This window comes from Enterobacter sp. MGH 16, assembly GCF_000493175.1.
GTDB lineage: Bacteria > Pseudomonadota > Gammaproteobacteria > Enterobacterales > Enterobacteriaceae > Enterobacter > Enterobacter roggenkampii.
Genome location: NZ_KI535695.1, coordinates 2,589,979 through 2,611,060 on the forward strand (window position 1 = coordinate 2,589,979; position 21,082 = coordinate 2,611,060).

Here is a 21,082-nt window from a genome sequence, read left to right on the forward strand (position 1 = left end):
GTTATGCGGGCAATAAACAATAATGACGTGCAGCAAAACGAGGTCACACTTTCATGGCGAATTTTTTCATCGATCGCCCCATTTTTGCCTGGGTGCTTGCCATCCTGTTGTGTCTGACAGGTGTCCTGGCGATTACGTCACTTCCCGTTGAGCAATACCCCGACCTGGCACCGCCGAACGTGCGCGTCACCGCAAACTACCCCGGCGCGTCCGCTCAGACGCTGGAAAATACCGTGACGCAGGTTATCGAGCAGAACATGACGGGTCTGGATAACCTGATGTACATGTCCTCACAAAGCAGCGCCACGGGACAGGCGACGGTCACCCTGAGCTTTAAGGCGGGCACCGACCCGGACGAAGCGGTGCAGCAGGTCCAAAACCAGCTGCAGTCGGCCATGCGCAAGCTGCCCCAGGCGGTGCAAAACCAGGGCGTGACCGTGCGTAAAACCGGCGATACCAACATATTGACCATCGCGTTTGTCTCGACAGATGGCTCGATGGATAAACAGGACATCGCGGACTACGTCGCCAGTAATATTCAGGATCCCATCAGCCGGATTAACGGCGTCGGGGATATCGACGCCTACGGCTCACAGTACTCCATGCGTATCTGGCTCGATCCCAACAAGCTGAACAGCTACCAGATGACGGCAACCGACGTGACGGATGCTATCAAAGCCCAGAACGCCCAGATTGCCGTGGGGCAACTGGGGGGAACGCCTTCCGTTGATAAGCAAGCCCTGAACGCCACCATTAATTCGCAATCCCTGCTGCAGACACCGGACCAGTTCCGCAATATCACCCTGCGCGTGAATCAGGACGGGTCGGAAGTGCGTCTCGGCGATGTCGCCACGGTGGAAATGGGGGCGGAGAAATACGACTACCTGAGCCGCTTTAACGGCAATCAGGCCTCCGGTCTGGGGATTAAGCTGGCCTCCGGCGCGAACGAAATGGCGACGGCAAAACTGGTGTTAGACCGTCTGGACGAGCTGTCGCAGTATTTCCCGCACGGGCTGGAGTACAAAGTCGCCTATGAAACCACCTCCTTCGTTAAAGCGTCGATTGAGGACGTGGTGAAAACCCTGCTGGAAGCCATCGCGCTGGTGTTCCTGGTCATGTACCTGTTCCTGCAAAACTTCCGCGCGACGCTGATCCCCACCATTGCCGTCCCCGTGGTGCTGCTGGGGACCTTTGCGGTGCTTTACGCCTTCGGGTACAGCATTAATACCCTGACGATGTTTGCGATGGTGCTGGCGATCGGCCTTCTGGTGGATGATGCCATCGTGGTGGTTGAAAACGTCGAGCGCATCATGAGCGAAGAAGGGCTCTCTCCGCGCCAGGCGACGCGCAAGTCCATGGGGCAAATTCAGGGGGCGCTGGTCGGGATTGCGATGGTGCTGTCGGCCGTCTTTATCCCAATGGCCATCTTTGGCGGCACCACCGGGGCGATTTATCGCCAGTTCTCGATCACCATCGTCTCGGCGATGGTGCTCTCCGTGCTGGTCGCGCTGATCCTCACCCCCGCGCTGTGCGCCACCATTCTGAAACCGCTGCACAAAGGGGAGCATCACGGGCAGAAAGGGTTCTTCGGCTGGTTTAACCGGATGTTCAACCGCAACGCCGCGCGCTATGAATCTGCCGTTGGTCGCGTACTGCACCGCAGCCTGCGCTGGATGATGATTTACGTTGTGCTGCTGGGCGGGATGGTGTGGCTGTTCCTGCACCTGCCCACCTCGTTCCTGCCGATGGAAGACCGGGGGATGTTCACCACCTCGGTGCAGCTTCCGAGCGGCGCAACGCAGCAGCAGACGCTTAAAGTGGTGCAGAAAGTGGAGCAGTACTTCTTCACCAAAGAGAAAGATAACGTTGTCTCGGTCTTCTCCACCGTCGGTTCCGGCCCGGGCGGAAACGGGCAGAACGTTGCCCGCATGTTTGTCCGCCTGAAGGACTGGGACGAACGCGATACCCGGACGGGCACCTCGTTTGCCATCATTGAACGTGCGACAAAAGCCTTTGCGCACATCAAAGAAGCGCGCGTCTTTGCCAGCAGCCCGCCGGCGATAAGCGGCCTGGGCAGTTCTGCCGGGTTCGATATGGAGCTGCAGGATCACGCCGGGGCGGGCCACACGGCGCTGATGGCCGCACGCGATAAGCTGTTAGCGCTGGCAGGCAACGATCCCGGCCTGACCCGCGTTCGCCATAACGGCCTCGACGACAGCCCGCAGCTTCAGGTGGATATCGATCAGCGTAAGGCTCAGGCGCTGGGTGTGTCGATCAACGATATCAACGACACCCTGCAAACGGCGTGGGGGTCGAGCTATGTGAATGACTTTATGGATCGCGGCCGCGTGAAAAAAGTGTATGTCCAGTCCGCCGCGCCGTTCCGCATGCTGCCGGATGATATTAACCGCTGGTTTGTCAGAAATAATGCTGGCGGCATGGTGCCGTTCTCCGCCTTTGCCAGTTCGCACTGGGAGAGCGGATCGCCACGCCTGGAACGCTATAACGGCTATTCTGCGGTTGAAATCGTCGGGGAAGCCGCGCCGGGCGTCAGCACCGGTACCGCCATGGACACCATGGAAAAACTGGTGCAACAGCTGCCCGCCGGTTTTGGTCTCGAGTGGACGGCCATGTCTTACCAGGAGCGTCTCTCCGGGGCGCAGGCCCCCGCCCTTTACGCGCTCTCTCTGCTGGTGGTCTTCCTCTGCCTTGCCGCCCTGTATGAGAGCTGGTCGGTCCCGTTCTCGGTCATGCTGGTCGTGCCCCTTGGGGTTATCGGTGCGCTGCTCGCAACGTGGATGCGCGGCCTGGAGAACGATGTCTACTTCCAGGTGGGCCTGCTCACCGTCATTGGGCTATCGGCGAAAAACGCCATTCTGATCGTTGAGTTTGCTAACGAGATGAATGCCAAAGGCCACGAGCTGATGGCCGCCACGCTGCACGCCTGCCGTCAGCGCCTGCGTCCGATCCTGATGACCTCGCTGGCGTTTATTTTTGGTGTACTGCCGATGGCGACCAGCACCGGTGCAGGCTCCAGCAGCCAGCATGCCGTCGGCACGGGGGTGATGGGCGGCATGATTTCGGCCACTATTCTGGCCATTTACTTCGTTCCGCTGTTCTTTGTGCTGGTGCGTCGCCGCTTCCCGCTAAAGGAACGTCCTGAGTAAGTGGTTGAAATAAAAAAAGGCGGCTTTATCGGCCGCCTTTTTACTGTGTGATTAATTCACACTATGGTTATTTTACTTATTTTAGTGCTCTTGCAATTCTTACTGAATGTCATTTACGAAGCATGCCTTCGATAAAATCTTTCCAGTTCCCCAGTTCACGTTCAATCATAACAACCTCTCTTATTATTATGCGCATTCTACAAAAACGTACCATCATTGTGAAGACTATTTAACCAATTGCTGTGATTGTACCCTACGTCCTGCGGGGATTTATGATAAATATGAACGGAGAGCCCTCAATTTTTTGTGACGGCCAGCAATATTTTGAAATAACCCTACGAACGGGTGAGTTTTATTTTATTTGCTGAGTTTATTGGATTTTTAAAGTTAATGGACATCTATGCTTAAATGATGAAAGAATATTCAGCGTACAGTTGTGAGTCGAATTAAGAAGACGTATTAATCCAGACAATTCCTGAATGTGTTATATTCCACTTAAGGATATATCTTCGAATTTACTGAACATTTAATTATCAGAACATCAAAAGGATTCACCATGGTTGTGATGTACGGCATTAAAAATTGCGACACCATCAAAAAAGCCCGCCGCTGGCTGGACGCTAACAGCGTGGAGTACCGCTTCCACGATTACCGTGCCGACGGGCTCGATGCAGAATTTCTGCATAGCGCTATTCGCGAACTGGGTTGGGAAGCCCTGCTGAACACCCGCGGCACCACCTGGCGTAAACTGGACGACTCTCTGCGCGCCAGCATCACCGATGCTGACAGCGCGGCAAAACTGATGCTCGAGATGCCGGCAATTATCAAACGCCCATTGCTCTGCGCGCCAGGGCAGCCTATGCTGCTGGGTTTCAGTGAAACCCTTTATTCCGACTTTTTTCGTTGAGGTGTAGTTTATGTCATGCCCGGTCATTGAGCTGACTCAGAAGCTTATTCGCCGTCCTTCCCTTAGCCCGGACGACGCAGGTTGTCAGGCTCTTATGATTGAACGCCTGCGTGCCATCGGTTTTACCGTTGAACGCATGGACTTTGGCGATACCCAGAACTTCTGGGCGTGGCGCGGACAGGGCGAAACGCTTGCCTTCGCCGGGCATACTGACGTCGTTCCCGCCGGTGACGCGGATCGCTGGATTAACCCGCCGTTTGAGCCGACCATTCGCGATGGCATGCTGTTTGGTCGCGGCGCGGCAGACATGAAAGGTTCTCTGGCGGCGATGGTCGTGGCGGCAGAGCGCTTTGTGGCGCAGCATCCCAACCACAAAAACCGTCTCGCGTTTTTGATCACCTCCGACGAAGAAGCCAGCGCGCACAACGGCACCGTGAAGGTCGTCGAAGCGCTGATGGCCCGCAACGAGCGTCTCGACTACTGCCTGGTCGGTGAGCCGTCCAGCACCGAAGTGGTGGGTGACGTCGTCAAAAACGGACGCCGTGGCTCGCTGACCTGTAACCTGACCATTCACGGTGTGCAGGGCCACGTCGCTTATCCGCATCTGGCCGATAACCCGGTCCACCGCGCCGCGCCAATGCTGAGCGAACTGGTGGCGATTGAGTGGGATAAGGGCAACGAGTTCTTCCCGCCGACCAGCATGCAGATTGCGAACGTCAAGGCCGGGACCGGCAGCAATAACGTGATCCCGGGGGATTACGTCGTCCAGTTCAACTTCCGCTTCAGCACGGAACTGACCGATGAGATGATCAAGGCGCGCGTTATCGCCCTGCTGGAAAAATATCAGCTGCGCTACACCGTGGAGTGGTGGCTTTCCGGCCAGCCGTTCCTGACGCAGCGCGGCAAACTGGTGGATGCGGTGGTGAACGCCATCGAGCACTATAATGAAATTAAGCCACAGCTGCTGACAACGGGTGGCACCTCAGACGGACGCTTTATCGCCCGTATGGGTGCTCAGGTTGTCGAACTGGGGCCAGTGAACGCAACCATTCATAAAATAAATGAGTGTGTCAATGCGGCAGATTTACAACTGCTGGCCCGTATGTATCAACGTATTATGGAGCAAATCGTCGCCTGACGAACGCTCTGAGAGGAATAGCGAATGGATTGGCTTTCAAAGTACTGGTGGGTTCTGGTGTTGGTTTTTCTTGTCGGCGTACTGCTGAACGTGATTAAAGACCTTAAGCGCGTGGACCATAAAAAATTTCTCGCCAACAAGCCGGATCTTCCCCCGCACCGTGATTTCAACGACAAGTGGGACGATGACGACGACTGGCCGAAGAAGGATCAGAAGAAGTAATCGATCCGATTCCCCCTCTCCATGGGAGAGGGGGAAGAATCACATAAACTCAACAATATCATCGTCATCCGGCTTACCGCCGCTGAGCGCTTCATCAAAGTAGTGCTTCGGTACGGTATAGCGCAGATGGTCAAGCGCAAACTGCATGCTGCGGTCGTCAATGGCGTGGCCCAGATCGTCAACGATATCCAGCGTCACATCCCCACCCTCACGCATCAGCGCTTCCTGGGCAGCAACCGCATGCGAGAGCTCAATCACCCGGTCTTCACCGCCGTGGATTAAGTGGATCGTGGTTTGCGTGGTTGCGCTTGTCGGTAACGTCGCAAAACGGCCGTTAAACGCAATCACCCGTGACACCAGACCCGGGTGCGCCTTTACGCTTTCCAGCGACATGATTGACCCCTGCGAGAAGCCAATCAGCGCGGTCGCTTCGGCTCCTACGCCGCTCTGCTGCTGCCAGTAACGGATGACGTCGATAAAGGCCGGCATGATGGCGTCGATACGCGCCTGACGGTTCTCTTCCGTCACGCCCTGAACCGAGAACCACTGGCGCCCGTTCGGGCCGCATGGCTCTACGCCGCCGATGCTGACAATCAGCGCTTCCGGGAAAACGGGCGCAAACCAGCTGCCAATCTGCCCCATATTGACGGCATTATCGCCAACCCCATGAAACAGAAGCAGTAACTGTTTAGCCGGTTTGTCAGGGCTTTGAACAACAAAATGGTCATGTTTCATGGTGGTCTCCTTAATAGATGACCTGGATTCTACGCCTCCCGGCGGGAATGACCATGCCACTTTACTGAAGAAGTCATTGAAAAAATTGCCATTGCAAAATGGCTTCCTTCAACTGCTGGCAGCGGGGATAATCAAGGCTTTCAAGCGCTTGCGCGGTTTCAGAGCGCAGCTTTGCCAGCAACGCTTTTCGCCCGAGCTCATCCGTTTTCCCTGCTAGTTTCCCCCGCAGGGCCGGAAGCGGCATATCAACATTGAGCAACAACCGCGTCAGCGCGGCAACCGAGGTTGAAAACGCGCGATGGGCAAAAGCAAACCCCGCCAGCTCCCGCCAGTCATCACTATTAAGGGTAGCTTCCCAGCCGTCGTCCACCGGGATCTTTTCACCGTTCCAGGCCGACAGGACGCGCATATCCCGGCATAAACGGTGATGTTCCTGCGCGCACAGCCGACGCCCGGCCTCGCTCAGCGGCAGCAGCGCCATCGCCGTGTAGCAGCCGCTGCTGGCTTCCCGGTGGCTCCCCATCCGCACCAGCACAAACCCGCACCGCTGCCAGAAACGCCACAGCTCGTCGGTATAACCAAAACTCACCGACAGATAATCTTCCCCGCTGGCGCTACGGATAAGCCGTTGCCCGATGCCTTCCCGCTGGCGCAGGGGGTGAACCGCAATGCGGCTAACCCGTCGCCCTTTCAGCGTCGCCGCGAGCGGAGAGCCGCCGTGCGCCGCCAGCGACTGCGCCACGAGATTCCCGCGTGGACGCCGGTATCCCGCCCACACGGCGCGGCTAAGCTCCGGTGACAACCCGCCCTCTTCCACCAGCCAGAGCGCGCCTGCAATATCAGCCCCCGTCTCTGCAACAGCAAAGTGCTGGCCGGGCGCGTCCATCATCCGGCGTAAATCGAGTGGTGACGTGCGGTAATGAGCAGCACACAGCAGTTCATATACGCTTGCCGCGCGTGCCGGGTCGCTCTCCCACATCCGCGGCGCCAGCGGCGTTATACGAACCTCACCTTCCGGTTTGCGATCGATAAGCGCATCATCAAATAACAGAGCATTTGCCACGAACCGCTCAAGCGGACATCCGGCGGCCCAGCGAATGGGGGTCGATAAGGCATAATGCCGCAGTCCGCTGAAACGGGCGCAGAACTTCAGCAGGAAGCCCCTGCCCGTCCCTTCATAGCCCTGCACCGTGGTGGTTAATAATACGCGCGTAAAGCGCGTCACCAGCTTCTCCAGCAGCGGGCCCGGGATGGCAGCCGCTTCATCGACAATCAGCCAGTCGGCCTGCAGCGTGGAGGCCAGCAGCGCATCCGGGGCCATAAAGTGGAAATGCTCGCCCGCAAAGCGCGCAATGACATCCGTTGCCCCTTTAGCCGGTGCCGTGACCACCGCACTCCCCTGAATGCTATTGAGCAGCATCCCCGCCAGCGCTGACTTTCCGCGCCCGCGCGGTGCCGTTACGGCAGCGATGCCCGCAGGCATGGTCAGAAGCGCGTCGAGGATCTCCGCCTGCTCGCGCTGCGGTGCGCCGCTGGCAGGCTGCCAGTCGGGTAAATCCGGCGTAACGGGAACGGACAAAGGACGATGCTGCTGCCAGACAATCGCATCCGAATCGGCGGCAAGCGTCCGGCAGAAGTGGTGCACAAAGTGTGGAGTGGCGATCGGCTCCGCGCTGTCGCTCCAGCGCAAAGAGTCGCTGTCTGGCCTGTCGGCCCAGTCAGCAAGCGGAGGAACCAGCAGCACCAGGAGGCTTCCGGCGCGCAGCGTTCCGCTGAGCGCGGCGAAGGCTGAGACGTCAAACCCAGCGCGCGCGTCAAAAACGGCGTGAAGGTATTCGCGTCCCAGCAGTCCGCTGAGGGTTTTTGAGGGAATGTCATCCAGCCACAGCCAGTCTCCCGGCAGGGTATTACGCAGGTCAGCCGCCTGACATAACGTCCACTGCGTCTCACCGCTGAGCACCACCAGCCGACGATGGCCGGTGCGCTCAAGCTCGCGTATCAGCTGTTCAAACGCCAGCATTACATCGCTTTACCGAAGGTATTACACTGCGCCGGGTCGCCGCTGTCGAAACCGCGTTTAAACCAGCTGTAGCGCTGCTGCGAAGTACCGTGAGTGAAGCTGTCCGGCACGACGCGCCCCTGGCTCTGCTGCTGAAGACGGTCGTCACCGATCGCCTGAGCGGCATTCAGCGCCTCCTCAAGATCGCCGGATTCCAGCACGCCCTGCTGCTGCATGCTGTGGCCCCAGACGCCCGCGAAGCAGTCCGCCTGCAGCTCCATTTTAACGGACAGGCGGTTCACGTCAGCCTGCGACGCATTTTGCTGGAGCTGGCGCACTTTTGGCTCAATCCCCAGCAGCTTTTGCACGTGATGGCCGACTTCATGCGCGATCACGTAGCCCTGGGCAAAATCGCCGTCAGCGCCAAGCTTGCGTTTCATGTCATCGTAAAAGGAGAGATCGATATAGACGGTGCCGTCCGCCGGGCAGTAGAACGGCCCCATCACGGACTGTCCGGTGCCGCATCCGGTGCGGGTTGCGCCCCGGTACATCACCAGCTTCGGCTGCTGGTAGGTACGCCCCATCTTCTCAAACAGCTGACCCCAGGTGTCTTCCGTTGTGGCGAGGATCACGGAGGTAAATTTGGCCGCTTCATCTTCATTCGGGCTGATGGAGCGCTGAGAATGCTGCTGCTGTTGCAGCGGCTGACCGGTCATTAACCCGGTGAGATCGACGCCGTAATAGCCCGCGACCAGCACCACAATCAGCAGAATGATACCGCCCTTGCCGCTGGGTAACCGGAAGCCCGGTCCGCCCATGGAAGGACCGCCGCCGCCATCACTGCGTCTGTCTTCTACATTGTCACTTTCACGACGCCCTTGCCAGCGCATAACCACCTCTAACTATTCCATTTATAATAGCTATGATCGTAGGCGGTTAACGGCAAGATTACCATAGGAAACAAAGGTAAGACGCCAAAGGATGCGAACATCCTTTGGCAAGTGAGGGAGTTAGTCGAGCTTAACGCCTAAACGGTGAGCAACCGCTTCGTACGCTTCAATCAGGCCACCCAGGCTCTGACGGAAACGGTCTTTGTCCATTTTATCCAGGGTTTCTTTGTCCCACAGGCGGCTACCGTCCGGTGAGAACTCATCGCCCAGCACCACTTCGCCTTTGAACAGACCAAACTCCAGCTTGAAGTCGACGAGGATCAGGCCCGCGTCATCAAACAATTTTTTCAGCACGTCGTTGGCTTTGTAGGTCAGCTCTTTCATGCGCGCCAGGTTCTCTTTGTTCACCCAGCCGAAGGTTTCGCAGTAGGAATCATTGACCATCGGGTCATGCATGGCATCGTTTTTCAGGAACAGATCGAACAGCGGTGGATTCAGTTCGATACCTTCTTCAATGCCCAGACGCTTCACCAGGGAGCCCGCCGCACGGTTACGAATAACGCACTCAACCGGAACCATATCCAGTTTTTTCACCAGACATTCCGTATCGGACAGCAACGCTTCCATCTGAGTCGGGATACCCGCTTCGGCCAGTTTGGTCATAATGAAGTGGTTGAACTTGTTGTTCACCATGCCTTTACGATCGAACTGCTCAATGCGCGCGCCATCCCCTGCTGACGTATCATTGCGGAACTCGAGCACCAACAGATCCGGGTTTTCCGTGCTGTATACGGTCTTCGCTTTGCCACGATACAACTCAGCTTGCTTCTGCATCTTCATTACTCCTGGTGTGATGATTTGTGTTCAAAACTGGGGATATTATGCCACGCACACGTTTGCGTAGCACGAAAATAAAAAGGGCTGGATTCACCAGCCCTCGTATTTATTTGCTGAATGCTGCCTGGAAGACAGCGACCAGCGCATCGTTCTGCGACTGGGTCAGCGTGTGACCTTTTGGATCGATAAACTGCAGGCTACTGCGGTTATCAAGGTCACCGACCTGAATCTTGTAGTCGCCGGAGGCAAGCTGAGGATCTTTCGCGCCCAGTTCCTGCCACGCGCTGTCGGAGAGCGGCTTATAGGTTGCCGTCATGCTGCCGGTTGAGCGGGTGCTGTCGGTCACTTTCATGCCCACTTTTTCCAGCGTCGCTGGCAGACGCTGCCAGGTCTGGTTAAACGGTGCACGCACCACCAGCATTGGCAGGCCGGTATCATCCGCGCCGCTCTGGACATCGAAGGTCACACCGTTGCGGCTCTGCGCGGCGTTGGCAGCATCGGTCGCGTTTTTATCCAGGCCTGCGGCAATCACGTTCAGCATTTCGGTGCTGTAACGCTGCAGGGATGCGGCATCCGCAACCGGTTTACCCGCCTGCTCCAGGTTCAACAGCTTAACGTTAACCGCCTGCTGATAACCCTGCGGTTTAACGGAGACTTGATAACGACCACGGTACTGCTGGTCTTCATCCAGACGGTTCCATTCGATCCAGTCGGTGGTTAACGTCTGGCTGGCATCATCGCGTTTATCGATGGTGTAGTTCTTCGCCTGAATGACGCTGACAACCTGCGGCCACAGGGTGCTACCGCGCGCGCTCTCAACCATCAGAGACGCCGTATCACCGGTGAACTGGGTACGCGCCCCGCTCACCAGCGCCAGAGGCTGTGCTGGTGGACGAATATCAAGCGCTTTACCGACCAGGCCGCTGCCGTTGGTCACGGGAATATTATAATCGCCGTTCTGAATCGGCAGGATCATACCAGCCGGTGCGTGAAGTTCAGCAAGCGGGGTCGCATCCAGATAGGATTCATCACCGCTCACCTGGCGCTTGTAGCGCGAGTCTGAACTACAGGCAGCGAGCAGCATAACAAGCGAAACACTCGCAACCTTCGCCAGGCGCGACTTCTGTACTGAATAAGCCATCAAATCTCCCTAAACTTTACAGCAAACCGGCATGCTTCAGCGCTGCCCTGACGATATCACGACCGTGGTCGGTAATCGGTGTCATTGGCAGACGCAGCGTGTCGGTTGCTACAAGCCCCAACTCCTTACATGCCCATTTCACTGGGATCGGATTGGGTTCGACAAATAATTTATTGTGCAGCGGCATCAGACGCTGATTTATGACACGCGCTTCATCAAAGTGACCGGCCGCGGCCAGTTTGCACATTTCAGCCATGTCGCGCGCCGCAACGTTTGCCGTTACGGAGATCACGCCATGGCCACCGAGCTGCATAAAGTCCAGCGCGGTCGCATCATCACCGCTCAACAGGATAAAGTCGTCTGAAACCAGCTCTTTGATCTGATGAACGCGGCTTAAGTTCCCTGTCGCCTCTTTAATACCGATAATATTTTTGACTTCCGAGAGACGACCAACGGTTTCCGGCAGCATATCGCAACCGGTACGGGACGGCACATTATACAGAATTTGTGGCAAGTCAGTATGTTCAGCGATGGCTTTGAAGTGCTGGAACAAACCTTCCTGAGTAGGACGGTTATAGTAAGGGGTCACCGTCAGACAGCCGACAATGCCGCTGTCGTTAAAACGTTTAGTCAGGCTGATCGCTTCTGCGGTGGCATTCGCGCCTGTGCCCGCGATGACCGGAATACGTCCGTCAGCCAGTTCCAGGGTCAGCATAACCACATCGCCGTGCTCGTCGTGGCTCAGCGTTGCAGATTCACCGGTAGTCCCTACCGAAACGATCGCCGAGGTTCCATTGGCGACATGGTAATCAATCAGCTTCTTCATGCTAGACCGGCAGACGTTACCTTTTTCATCCATCGGTGTTACAAGCGCGACAATACTTCCCGTGAACATGAGCCATCCTCTGTGCGAACAAGAGTCTCAATGGTACGTTTGGAACTGTAATAAAAGCAAGCGACCTGAGGCCCTCAGGCGGTTGTATGCATGTTTTTTTTATGCTTTCCTTAGGAAGACTTAACCATGCAAAGGAAGAACAGGTTTGACAACCTCATCACAACATTACCTGGTTATCACTGCGCTGGGTGCCGACAGGCCGGGTATCGTGAACACCATCACCCGCCACGTAAGCAGTTGCGGCTGTAATATTGAAGACAGCCGTTTGGCCATGCTCGGCGAAGAGTTCACATTCATTATGTTGCTTTCAGGGACATGGAACGCCATCACGTTGATTGAATCGACCCTGCCGCTGAAAGGTGCCGAGCTGGATTTGCTGATCGTCATGAAGCGCACCACCGCGAGACCGCGTCCGGCTATGCCTTCTACCGTCTGGGTGCAGGTTGAAGTGCCTGATTCTCCGCATCTGATTGAGCGCTTCACCGCGCTGTTTGACAGCCATCAGATGAACATCGCCGAGCTCGTTTCCCGCACACAGCCGGGCGACGCAAGCACGGTTCCCACGCTCTTTATTCAAATTACCGCGCACAGTCCTGCGTCACAGGATGCGTCAAATATCGAGCAAGCGTTCAAAGCCCTCTGTACAGAATTAAACGCGCAGGGCAGTATAAGCGTCGTCAATTATTCGCAGCACGAACAGGATGGAGTTGAGTAATGAATCCACTGAAAGCCGGTGACATCGCACCGAAATTTAGCTTACCGGATCAAGACGGCGAGCAAGTAAATTTGACCGACTTCCAGGGACAGCGTGTTCTGGTCTATTTCTACCCGAAAGCCATGACCCCCGGCTGCACCGTACAGGCCTGCGGCTTACGCGATAACATGGATGAGTTGAAAAAAGTCGGCGTGGAAGTGCTGGGTATCAGCACCGATAAACCAGAAAAGCTGTCACGATTTGCTGAAAAAGAGCTGCTGAACTTCACGCTGCTTTCTGACGAAGATCATCAAGTATGCGAGCAGTTCGGCGTCTGGGGCGAGAAGACGTTTATGGGTAAAACCTACGACGGTATTCACCGCATCAGCTTCCTGATTGACGCCGACGGTAAAGTTGAACACGTGTTTGACGACTTCAAAACCAGCAACCACCACGACGTGGTGTTGAACTGGCTGAAAGAAAGTGCCTGAAAGTGAGTGTCGGGTGGCGGCTTCGCCTTACCCGACCTACAAGGATAAATAGGCCGGGTAAGCGCAGCGCCACCCGGCAAAATTTACTTCTCCTCCACAGCCGGCACATCCGGCCACGCGTGGACGACCGCTTTAATCAGCGTCGCCAGCGGAATGGCGAAGAACACGCCCCAGAATCCCCACAGCCCGCCGAAAATCACCACCGATAAGATAATCACCAGCGGATGCAGGTTCACCGCTTCGGAGAACAGCACCGGTACAAGCAGGTTACCGTCCAGCCCCTGAATAATCAGATATACCGCGAAGCAGCTCCAGAACTCGGTACCCATCCCAAACTGGAACAACGCCACGCCAACCACCGGAATGGTCACCACAAACGCGCCGATGTAGGGGATCAAAACCGAAAATCCGACCAGCACGGCCAGCAGCAGCGAGTAGTTGAGGCCGAAAATCAGGAAGCCAATCCAGGTGGCGACCCCCACCACAATCATCTCCAGCACCTTGCCGCGTATGTAGTTGGTGATCTGCTGGTTCATCTCTTCCCAGACCTGCCCCGCCAGCCCGCGGTTGCGCGGCAGAATACGGCGTACGGCGTTGAGCATCTGGTCTTTATCTTTCACCAGGAAGAAGACCATCAGCGGCACCAGCACGAGGTAGACCGCCAGCGTCAGCAGTCCGACCAGGGACGCCAGAGAGTACTTCACCACCGAATCGCCCATCGTCATGATGCGGGCGCGCATATTTTCGGCCATCGCGTCGATAATCCCGGCATCCATCAGCGCAGGATAACGGCGCGGCAGCGTGGCGGCGAAATCAGAAAGCTTATTCAGCATGCCGGGCATATCGCGGATCAGGTTAATTCCCTGTTGCCAGGCTACCGGCATCACCACAAAGGCCATCAGCAGGAGAATGCCGACAAACAGCACCAGCACGATGCTGGTCGCCCAGCGGCGGGAACACCCAATATTCTCCAGGCGCGCCGTTGGCCACTCCAGCAGGTACGCCAGCACAATCGCTACCAGCAGAGGGGCGAGCAGGCCGCTGAAGAAGAACAGGATACCGAACCCGGCGACCAGAATAACCAACAAAGCAATGGCTTCCGGGTCGCTGAAGCGACGCCGGTACCACTGCATTAACATTTCGAGCATACAACCCTTCCCTGAATCGAATGGCGGGAGTGAGACGGTGAATTGTATCTAACTGTCACAAAAAAGACTTTCGCTTTTTGTATCCCGATCGCAATCCGCAAAAGCCTGATGAATGGGATTTTCTTCATGCTACAACACGGCTACACTCCCAGGGCAGCAGAGATGAACGATATGCCGGTTCATCGGTCAAACTAGCACATCTAACATACAGGACAGTGGTTATGTTCAGGCAGTTGAGAAAAACACTGGTTGCAACACTGATTGCCGCGGTGACGGTCGGTCAGGTGTTGCCCGCTTTTGCTGACTCGTCCGATACATTGCCGGACATGGGCACCACGGCAGGAAGCACGCTCTCTATTGGGCAAGAGATGCAAATGGGCGACTACTATGTCCGCCAGCTGCGCGGCAGCGCCCCGCTGATTAACGACCCTTTGCTGGTACAGTACATAAACGGGCTGGGAATGCGTCTGGTGGCGCACGCCGACTCGGTAAAAACCCCCTTCCATTTTTATTTAATCAATAATGACGAAATCAACGCCTTCGCCTTCTTTGGCGGTAACGTGGTGCTGCATTCGGCGTTATTCCGTTATTCGGACAACGAAAGCCAGCTGGCCTCGGTCATGGCGCACGAAATTTCGCACGTCACCCAGCGGCACCTGGCACGTGCGATGGAAGACCAGAAACGTAACGCTCCCCTCACCTGGGTGGGCGCACTGGGTTCCATTCTGCTGGCGATGGCCAGCCCGCAGGCCGGGATGGCGGCGCTGACCGGTACGCTGGCCGGGACGCGCCAGGGGATGATCAGCTTTACCCAACAAAACGAGCAGGAAGCGGACCGTATCGGCATCCAGGTGTTACAGCGCTCAGGCTTTGACCCGCAGGCCATGCCGAGCTTCCTCGAAAAACTGCTCGATCAGGCGCGTTATTCTTCCCGCCCACCGGAAATTTTGCTCACGCACCCGCTGCCTGAAAGCCGTCTGTCGGACGCGCGTAACCGTGCCAACCAGATGCGCCCGGTCGTGGTCCAGTCTTCGCAGGATTTCTACATGGCGAAAGTGAGAACGCTGGGGATGTACAATTCCGGGCGTAACCAGCTCACCAGCGACCTGCTGGATGCCCTGGCGAAAGGCAACGTGCGTGAGAAAAACGCCGCGCAGTATGGTCAGGCGCTCCAGGCGATGGAAGCCAGCAAATACGACGAGGCGCGTAAAGCGCTGCAACCGCTTCTGGCTGCCGACCCGAACAACCCGTGGTACCTCGATCTGTCGACGGATATCGATCTGGGGCAGAAGAAGCCTGCCGATGCGATTAACCGCCTGAAAGGGGCGAAAGACGTCCGCACCAACCCGGTGCTGCAGCTTAACCTGGCGAACGCTTACCTGCAGGGCGGCCAGCCGGGTGAAGCGGCGACCATCCTGAACCGTTACACCTTTAACAATAAAGACGATCAAAACGGCTGGGATCTGCTCGCTCAGGCGGAAGCCCAGCTTGGCAACCGCGACCAGGAGCTCGCGGCGCGTGCCGAAGGCTTTGCCCTGGTGGGCCGCCTCGATCAGGCCATTTCCGCGCTCAGCAGCGCCAGCTCGCAGGTCAAACTCGGCAGCCTCCAGCAGGCCCGATACGACGCGCGTATCGATCAGCTTCGCGGCCTGCAGCAGCGCTTCAAGCCGTACGAGAAGATGTAATCAAGGAGAATTCACGTCATGACAGACGCCGTAAAAATTTATCACAACCCGCGCTGCTCCAAGAGCCGCGATACCCTGAGCCTGTTGAAGTCTAACGGCGTGGAGCCGGAGGTGGTGCTGTACCTCGACACCCCACCGGACGCGCAAACCCTCCGCCAGCTGCTGCATATGCTGGGCATGGGCAGTGCACGGGATCTGATGCGCAAGAAAGAAGATCTGTATACATCGCTTAACCTGAATGACGACCGTCTCTCCGAGGAGCGGCTGATACAGGCGATGGTTGAAAATCCAAAGCTGATTGAGCGCCCGATTGTGGTGGCGAACGGCCAGGTGCGCATTGGACGCCCGCCGGAAGACGTGCTCGAGATCCTCTGATGGTTTCGCCCGGTGGCGCTGCGCTTACCGGGCCTACGGGTGCCATATGTAGGCCGGGTAAGGCGCAGCCGCCACCCGGCACAACTATAGCTTCAGAATATCTTTCACAAACGGAATGGTCAGCTTGCGCTGGGCGGTAATCGAGGCGCGATCGAGCTGATCCAGCGTGTCGAACAGCGTGCGCATTTCGCGGTCCAGCCGCTTCAGCAGGAAACGGCCCACGTCTTCCGGCAGCTCAAACCCACGCTGCTTTGCACGCAGCTGTAGCGCCTGAAGCTTATCTTCATCCGACAGCGGCTGGAGCTTGTAGATTTGTCCCCAATCCAGGCGAGACGCCAGATCCGGCAGGCCCAGATTCAGCTGTCGAGGTGGGCGATCGCCAGTGATCAGCAGCCGGGTTTTGCCCGATTCCAGAATGCGGTTGTAGAGGTTAAAGATCGCCATTTCCCACGGCTCATCCCCCGCCACGCATTCGATGTTATCGATGCAGACCAGGGAGAGATGTTCCATCCCCTCCAGCACGTCAGGGACAAACCAGGTTCGTTTATCCAGCGGCACGTAGCCTACCGCATCACCGCGCGCAGAAAGCTCCGCACAGGCGGCATGCAGCAGATGGCTGCGCCCCGCACCTTCGCGTGACCAGATATAGATGTATCCGCTGTGTTCCTGACGCAGCACGTTTTGCAGTGCAGCCAGTAAAGAGGGGTTATCACCCGGCCAGAAACTTGCAAACGTTTCGTCGTCAGGGAGATAGAGTGGCAGAGAGAGCTGTGCCGGTCCGTTCAGAAGTACCTCAACCAGATCTGACATAAAATCGGCATGGAGTTTAACACGGAACCTGCAAGGAGAGAACCGGGCGGATCGTCCGCCCGGTTAAAGGATCACTGTGACGCTTTTTCGCTTTCGTCAGCGTCCAGCACCACCTCTTCCGGGCGGATCACGGAGATCAGCTTGAAAATGAGGCTCAGGCCCACGCCGACGATGGTCGCCAGCGCCATGCCTTTCAGCTCGGCCGCCCCGATGTGCACCTTCGCGCCGCTCACGCCGATAATCAGGATCACCGACGTCAGGATCAGGTTCTGCGCTTTGCTGTAATCCACTTTGGATTCAATCAGCACGCGAATACCGGAGGCACCGATGACCCCGTACAGCAGCAGAGACACGCCGCCCATCACCGGCACCGGGATGATCTGAATCGCTGCCGCCAGCTTGCCGACGCAGGAGAGCAGAATGGCGATGATCGCCGCGCCGCCGATAACCCAGGTACTGTAGACGCGGGTAATCGCCATCACGCCGATATTTTCACCGTAGGTGGTGTTTGGCGTAGATCCAAAGAAACCGGAGATGATGGTGGAGAAACCGTTCGCAAACATGGAACGGTGCAGGCCCGGGTCGCGGATCAGGTCACGTTTGACAATGTTTGCCGTCACCACCAGGTGGCCGACGTGCTCTGCAATCACCACCAGCGCCGCAGGCAGAATGGTGAAAATCGCAAACCATTCGAAGCGCGGCGTATAGAAGGTAGGCAGCGCGAACCAGTGCGCCTGCGCAATCGGGGTGGTATCCACCACGCCCATCATAAAGGAGAGCGCATAGCCCGCCAGCACGCCGATCAGGATCGGGATAATCGCCATAAAGCCGCGGAACAGCACGGAACCAAAGACCGTTACGCCCAGGGTCACCAGCGAGATGATAATGGTTTTGGAATCCGGTGACTGGCCGTCTGCTGGCAGCAGGCCGGCCATATTCGCCGCCACGCCCGCCAGCTCAAGACCGATGACGGCCACGATGGCGCCCATCGCCGCAGGGGGGAACATCACGTCCAGCCAGCCGGTACCGGCTTTCTTCACGATGAAGGAGACCAGGCAGAACAGCACGCCACACATGATAAAGCCGCCCAGCGCGACCTCATAGCCCAGCGGCAGCAACAATAACACCGGAGAGATAAAGGCGAAGCTCGACCCGAGATACGCCGGGATTTTGCCTTTACAGATAAAGAGGTACAGCAGCGTACCAATGCCGTTGAACAGCAGCACGGTTGCCGGGTTAATGTGGAACAGGATTGGCACCAGCACGGTTGCGCCAAACATGGCGAACAGGTGCTGCAAACTAAGCGGGATAGTCTGTAAAAGCGGCGGTCTTTCACTCACCCCGATAGCACGGCGCGTCATAGTGTTTTCCTCTGAGTAGTATCGTTGTTGGTGTTTTATTCAAAAAAAAGCCGACTATCAAAGTCGGCTTATTTATCGTTATTCGATTATTTCGTACCAAAGATCTTATCGCCGGCATCGCCGAGCCCCGGGATGATGTACCCGTGCTCGTTCAGGCCCTGGTCGATAGAGGCGGTATACAGCTCAACGTCCGGGTGCGCTTTTTCCAGTGCCGCGATCCCTTCCGGTGCCGCAACCAGCACCAGCACTTTAATGCTGCTGCAGCCCGCTTTTTTCAGCAGGTCGATGGTAGCGATCATTGAACCGCCGGTCGCCAGCATTGGGTCAACTACCAGCGCCATACGCTCGTCGATGTTGGACACCAGCTTCTGGAAGTAAGGAACCGGCTCGAGGGTTTCTTCGTTACGGTAGATCCCCACCACGCTGATGCGCGCGCTTGGCACATGCTCCAGCACGCCTTCCATCATGCCGAGACCGGCACGCAGGATTGGCACAACGGTAATTTTCTTACCTTTGATCTGCTCAACCTGCACCGGGCCGTTCCAGCCTTCGATGGTGACTTTTTCTGTCTCCAGATCGGAGGTCGCTTCGTAAGTCAGCAGGCTGCCGACTTCAGAGGCCAGTTCGCGAAAACGCTTCGTGCTGATGTCATGCTCACGCATCAGGCCCAACTTGTGTTTAACGAGTGGGTGTTTCACTTCCACAATCTTCATTCTCTTTCTCCTCTGAATGGCATCCGCAAAAAAATCGCGGGATTATACCGCTTTTTTCGGATTGCGCCATACCCATGTTGCTTGACGTATATCAAGCAAAGTGATTTAGAGACAAAAAAACCGGAGGCGAGACTCCGGCTTGGGTGCGGGTTCTGCCGGGTGGCGCTAACGCTTACCCGGCCTACACGTCCCGTAGGCCCGGTAAGCGCAGCGCCACCGGGCAATTATAGCTGCTCGCCGTTGCTCGCAATCACCTGCTTATACCAGTCGAACGACTTTTTCTTACTGCGGTTCAGCGTGCCGTTGCCTTCATTGTCTTTATCGACAAAGATAAAGCCGTAGCGTTTTTTCATTTCACCGGTACCGGCAGATACGAGGTCGATGCAGCCCCACGGGGTGTAACCCATCAGGTCTACGCCATCTTCCACCACCGCTTTTTTCATCTCGCGGATGTGGGCGGCCAGGTAGTCAATGCGGTACTGGTCGTTCACGGTGCCGTCGCTCTCCTGCACGTCGATTGCGCCAAAGCCGTTTTCAACGATAAACAGCGGCAGCTGGTAGTGATCCCAGAACCAGTTGAGGGAGTAGCGCAGCCCCACCGGGTCAATCTGCCAGCCCCAGTCGGATTTCTGCACGTACGGGTTAGAAACCAGGCTCTTGCTCTCGTCATAGTCCAGCTGCGGGTTGTCCGCCGTCGCCTTGGTGGCGAAGGACATATAATAGCTAAACCCGATGTAATCCACGCAGCCCTGCGTCAGCGCGACTTTATCTTCTTCGGTGATATCCAGCGCGAAGCCGCGACGTTCAAAGTAGTTGAGCAGATGCTGCGGATACTTACCGCGCACATGGACGTCGGTGAACCAGTAGCGGCGGTGCATGGCGTTCATCGCCATCATCATGTCGTCCGGCGCGCAGGTCAGCGGGTAGATGGGGCACATGGCAATCATGCAGCCAATCTGCAGGGACGGGTTAATCTCGCGCCCCGCCTTCACCGCCAGGGCGCTGGCCACCAGTTCATAGTGCGCGGCCTGGAACATCACCGGCTCACGATCTTCACCCGGCGCGTACTTCAGCCCGGAGTTGGTAAACGGCGCAAAATCTTCATGGAAGTTGGCCTGGTTGTTGATCTCGTTAAAGGTCATCCAGTACTTCACTTTATGCTGATAGCGCTGGAAAACCACTTTCGCAAAACGAACGAAGAAGTCGATCAGCTTACGGTTGCGCCAGCCGCCGTATTCCGTGACCAGGTGGAAAGGCATCTCGAAGTGGGAAAGCGTAATCACCGGTTCGATGCCGTACTTCAGGCACTCGTCGAACAGATCGTCATAGAATTTCAGACCGGCCTCGTTCGGCTCAAGCTCGTCACCTTTCGGGAAGATACGCGTCCAGGCGATGGAGGTACGGAAGCATTTGAACCCCATCTCGGCAAAGAGTTTGATGTCTTCTTTATAGCGGTGGTAGAAATCGATGGCTTCATGGTTAGGGTAATTTTTCCCCTCAAGCACGCCGTTGGTGATTTCGCGCGGTACGCCGTGCGCACCCGCCGTCATCACATCGGCAACGCTAACGCCCTTGCCGCCCTCTTTCCAGCCGCCCTCAAGCTGATGCGCCGCAACGGCCCCCCCCCACAGAAAATCTGCTTTAAATCCTGACATTTGCTTTCCCTCATTCTGCGTTATTTTCTGCAAAAACAATTACAGAAACCGGTTTCATTTCGATGATGAGCAAAGGGGATAGCCGTTGCAAGCAGAACGCCGAAACCGGTTTCATTTTCGTGAACAGAGTCAAGTTTGTCGCCCTGCATAAGCCAGAGAGAAAAAAAGATCCCCGCACCGAGAATAGGCTCGCAAACGTTTGCCTGGACTGTTAGAATT

General features: G+C 56.7%; 20 protein-coding genes. 8 read left to right on the forward strand and 12 right to left on the reverse strand.

The window, feature by feature from the left end; all coding sequences use genetic code 11:
- The first annotated feature begins 53 nt into the window (after window positions 1–53).
- Window positions 54–3,167 carry a multidrug efflux RND transporter permease AcrD gene (gene acrD / locus L362_RS10720; RefSeq protein WP_023344648.1) on the forward strand — a complete coding sequence of 1,038 codons (3,114 nt, stop codon included), beginning with the start codon at window positions 54–56 and terminating at the stop codon, window positions 3,165–3,167.
- 109 nt (window positions 3,168–3,276) lie between these two features.
- Here acrD and ypfM read toward each other — a convergent pair whose 3' ends face one another.
- Window positions 3,277–3,336, reverse strand: coding sequence for a protein YpfM (ypfM, locus tag L362_RS24685; protein WP_015572204.1), 60 nt, complete (start codon window positions 3,334–3,336; stop codon window positions 3,277–3,279).
- A 387-nt stretch (window positions 3,337–3,723) separates the two neighbouring features.
- On the opposite strand from ypfM, the gene L362_RS10715 reads away from it, so the two are divergent.
- Genes L362_RS10715 through L362_RS10705 form a run of 3 tightly spaced genes read left to right on the forward strand, consistent with a single transcriptional unit; the run spans window position 3,724 to window position 5,434 of the window.
- Complete coding sequence (locus tag L362_RS10715) at window positions 3,724–4,074, forward strand: ArsC family reductase (protein WP_008501625.1); 351 nt, start codon at window positions 3,724–3,726, stop codon at window positions 4,072–4,074.
- A gap of 10 nt (window positions 4,075–4,084) precedes the next feature.
- On the forward strand, window positions 4,085–5,212 hold the full coding sequence (dapE, locus tag L362_RS10710; protein ID WP_023344649.1) for a succinyl-diaminopimelate desuccinylase: 1,128 nt from the start codon (window positions 4,085–4,087) through the stop codon (window positions 5,210–5,212).
- 24 nt (window positions 5,213–5,236) lie between these two features.
- Entirely contained in the window at window positions 5,237–5,434 is a 198-nt protein-coding gene (locus L362_RS10705; protein WP_008501627.1) for a YpfN family protein, read from the forward strand.
- A gap of 39 nt (window positions 5,435–5,473) precedes the next feature.
- Here the strand turns inward: L362_RS10705 and ypfH are convergent, their stop codons facing one another.
- The 6 genes from ypfH to dapA form a co-directional block, all read right to left on the reverse strand.
- Window positions 5,474–6,169 (reverse strand): esterase, encoded by a 696-nt coding sequence (ypfH, locus tag L362_RS10700; RefSeq protein WP_023344650.1) that lies wholly within the window; start codon window positions 6,167–6,169, stop codon window positions 5,474–5,476.
- A gap of 73 nt (window positions 6,170–6,242) precedes the next feature.
- Window positions 6,243–8,189 (reverse strand): tRNA(Met) cytidine acetyltransferase TmcA, encoded by a 1,947-nt coding sequence (locus L362_RS10695; RefSeq protein WP_023344651.1) that lies wholly within the window; start codon window positions 8,187–8,189, stop codon window positions 6,243–6,245.
- Entirely contained in the window at window positions 8,189–9,058 is an 870-nt protein-coding gene (locus tag L362_RS10690; RefSeq protein WP_008501630.1) for a KPN_02809 family neutral zinc metallopeptidase, read from the reverse strand. The genes L362_RS10695 and L362_RS10690 overlap by 1 nt, the downstream gene beginning before the upstream one ends.
- 120 nt (window positions 9,059–9,178) lie before the next feature.
- Window positions 9,179–9,892 carry a phosphoribosylaminoimidazolesuccinocarboxamide synthase gene (gene purC / locus L362_RS10685; protein WP_008501631.1) on the reverse strand — a complete coding sequence of 238 codons (714 nt, stop codon included), beginning with the start codon at window positions 9,890–9,892 and terminating at the stop codon, window positions 9,179–9,181.
- 109 nt (window positions 9,893–10,001) lie between these two features.
- Entirely contained in the window at window positions 10,002–11,036 is a 1,035-nt protein-coding gene (gene bamC / locus L362_RS10680) for an outer membrane protein assembly factor BamC (RefSeq protein WP_008501632.1), read from the reverse strand.
- A 16-nt stretch (window positions 11,037–11,052) separates the two neighbouring features.
- The gene (gene dapA, locus L362_RS10675) at window positions 11,053–11,931 is read right to left on the reverse strand and encodes a 4-hydroxy-tetrahydrodipicolinate synthase (protein ID WP_008501633.1); all 879 of its coding nucleotides are present in this window, start codon (window positions 11,929–11,931) and stop codon (window positions 11,053–11,055) included.
- Window positions 11,932–12,076: 145 nt separating this feature from the next.
- Here dapA and L362_RS10670 point away from each other — a divergent pair, with 145 nt between their 5' ends.
- Window positions 12,077–12,646 (forward strand): glycine cleavage system transcriptional repressor, encoded by a 570-nt coding sequence (locus tag L362_RS10670; protein ID WP_023325845.1) that lies wholly within the window; start codon window positions 12,077–12,079, stop codon window positions 12,644–12,646.
- Window positions 12,646–13,116 (forward strand): thioredoxin-dependent thiol peroxidase, encoded by a 471-nt coding sequence (bcp, locus tag L362_RS10665; RefSeq protein WP_008501635.1) that lies wholly within the window; start codon window positions 12,646–12,648, stop codon window positions 13,114–13,116. The genes L362_RS10670 and bcp overlap by 1 nt, the downstream gene beginning before the upstream one ends.
- Window positions 13,117–13,199: 83 nt before the next feature.
- Here bcp and L362_RS10660 read toward each other — a convergent pair whose 3' ends face one another.
- Window positions 13,200–14,264, reverse strand: a complete 1,065-nt coding sequence (locus L362_RS10660) for an AI-2E family transporter (protein WP_023344652.1) — start codon at window positions 14,262–14,264, stop codon at window positions 13,200–13,202.
- A gap of 221 nt (window positions 14,265–14,485) precedes the next feature.
- Between L362_RS10660 and bepA the strand changes: the two genes are divergently transcribed.
- Together bepA and arsC are read left to right on the forward strand one after the other, a co-directional pair.
- Complete coding sequence (gene bepA, locus L362_RS10655) at window positions 14,486–15,949, forward strand: beta-barrel assembly-enhancing protease (RefSeq protein ID WP_021241809.1); 1,464 nt, start codon at window positions 14,486–14,488, stop codon at window positions 15,947–15,949.
- An 18-nt stretch (window positions 15,950–15,967) separates the two neighbouring features.
- Window positions 15,968–16,324, forward strand: a complete 357-nt coding sequence (arsC, locus tag L362_RS10650; protein ID WP_023344653.1) for an arsenate reductase (glutaredoxin) — start codon at window positions 15,968–15,970, stop codon at window positions 16,322–16,324.
- An 84-nt stretch (window positions 16,325–16,408) separates the two neighbouring features.
- Here arsC and L362_RS10645 read toward each other — a convergent pair whose 3' ends face one another.
- The 4 genes from L362_RS10645 to L362_RS10630 all read right to left on the reverse strand — a co-directional run bounded on the left by L362_RS10645 (window position 16,409) and on the right by L362_RS10630 (window position 20,863).
- Complete coding sequence (locus L362_RS10645) at window positions 16,409–17,110, reverse strand: DnaA inactivator Hda (protein WP_213014348.1); 702 nt, start codon at window positions 17,108–17,110, stop codon at window positions 16,409–16,411.
- Between the two features lie 95 nt (window positions 17,111–17,205).
- Entirely contained in the window at window positions 17,206–18,495 is a 1,290-nt protein-coding gene (gene uraA, locus L362_RS10640; protein WP_023294266.1) for a uracil permease, read from the reverse strand.
- An 86-nt stretch (window positions 18,496–18,581) separates the two neighbouring features.
- On the reverse strand, window positions 18,582–19,208 hold the full coding sequence (gene upp / locus L362_RS10635) for a uracil phosphoribosyltransferase (protein ID WP_008501641.1): 627 nt from the start codon (window positions 19,206–19,208) through the stop codon (window positions 18,582–18,584).
- A 224-nt stretch (window positions 19,209–19,432) separates the two neighbouring features.
- Window positions 19,433–20,863: a 6-phospho-beta-glucosidase gene (locus L362_RS10630; RefSeq protein WP_008501642.1), complete on the reverse strand. Its 1,431-nt coding sequence runs from the start codon at window positions 20,861–20,863 to the stop codon at window positions 19,433–19,435.
- Window positions 20,864–21,082: the final 219 nt, after the last annotated feature.

Excerpts from the sequence above, each read along its gene's own strand:
- bamC (WP_008501632.1), bottom strand. The coding sequence starts at position 11,036 with ATGGCTTATTCAGTACAGAAGTCGCGCCTGGCGAAGGTTGCGAGTGTT.
- upp (WP_008501641.1), bottom strand. The coding sequence starts at position 19,208 with ATGAAGATTGTGGAAGTGAAACACCCACTCGTTAAACACAAGTTGGGC.
- uraA (WP_023294266.1), bottom strand. The coding sequence starts at position 18,495 with ATGACGCGCCGTGCTATCGGGGTGAGTGAAAGACCGCCGCTTTTACAG.
- L362_RS10690 (WP_008501630.1), bottom strand. The coding sequence starts at position 9,058 with ATGCGCTGGCAAGGGCGTCGTGAAAGTGACAATGTAGAAGACAGACGC.
- bepA (WP_021241809.1), top strand. The coding sequence starts at position 14,486 with ATGTTCAGGCAGTTGAGAAAAACACTGGTTGCAACACTGATTGCCGCG.
- ypfH (WP_023344650.1), bottom strand. The coding sequence starts at position 6,169 with ATGAAACATGACCATTTTGTTGTTCAAAGCCCTGACAAACCGGCTAAA.
- L362_RS10695 (WP_023344651.1), bottom strand. The coding sequence starts at position 8,189 with ATGCTGGCGTTTGAACAGCTGATACGCGAGCTTGAGCGCACCGGCCAT.
- L362_RS10630 (WP_008501642.1), bottom strand. The coding sequence starts at position 20,863 with ATGTCAGGATTTAAAGCAGATTTTCTGTGGGGGGGGGCCGTTGCGGCG.
- L362_RS10705 (WP_008501627.1), top strand. The coding sequence starts at position 5,237 with ATGGATTGGCTTTCAAAGTACTGGTGGGTTCTGGTGTTGGTTTTTCTT.
- L362_RS10715 (WP_008501625.1), top strand. The coding sequence starts at position 3,724 with ATGGTTGTGATGTACGGCATTAAAAATTGCGACACCATCAAAAAAGCC.
- L362_RS10660 (WP_023344652.1), bottom strand. The coding sequence starts at position 14,264 with ATGCTCGAAATGTTAATGCAGTGGTACCGGCGTCGCTTCAGCGACCCG.
- bcp (WP_008501635.1), top strand. The coding sequence starts at position 12,646 with ATGAATCCACTGAAAGCCGGTGACATCGCACCGAAATTTAGCTTACCG.
- dapA (WP_008501633.1), bottom strand. The coding sequence starts at position 11,931 with ATGTTCACGGGAAGTATTGTCGCGCTTGTAACACCGATGGATGAAAAA.
- arsC (WP_023344653.1), top strand. The coding sequence starts at position 15,968 with ATGACAGACGCCGTAAAAATTTATCACAACCCGCGCTGCTCCAAGAGC.
- purC (WP_008501631.1), bottom strand. The coding sequence starts at position 9,892 with ATGCAGAAGCAAGCTGAGTTGTATCGTGGCAAAGCGAAGACCGTATAC.
- acrD (WP_023344648.1), top strand. The coding sequence starts at position 54 with ATGGCGAATTTTTTCATCGATCGCCCCATTTTTGCCTGGGTGCTTGCC.
- dapE (WP_023344649.1), top strand. The coding sequence starts at position 4,085 with ATGTCATGCCCGGTCATTGAGCTGACTCAGAAGCTTATTCGCCGTCCT.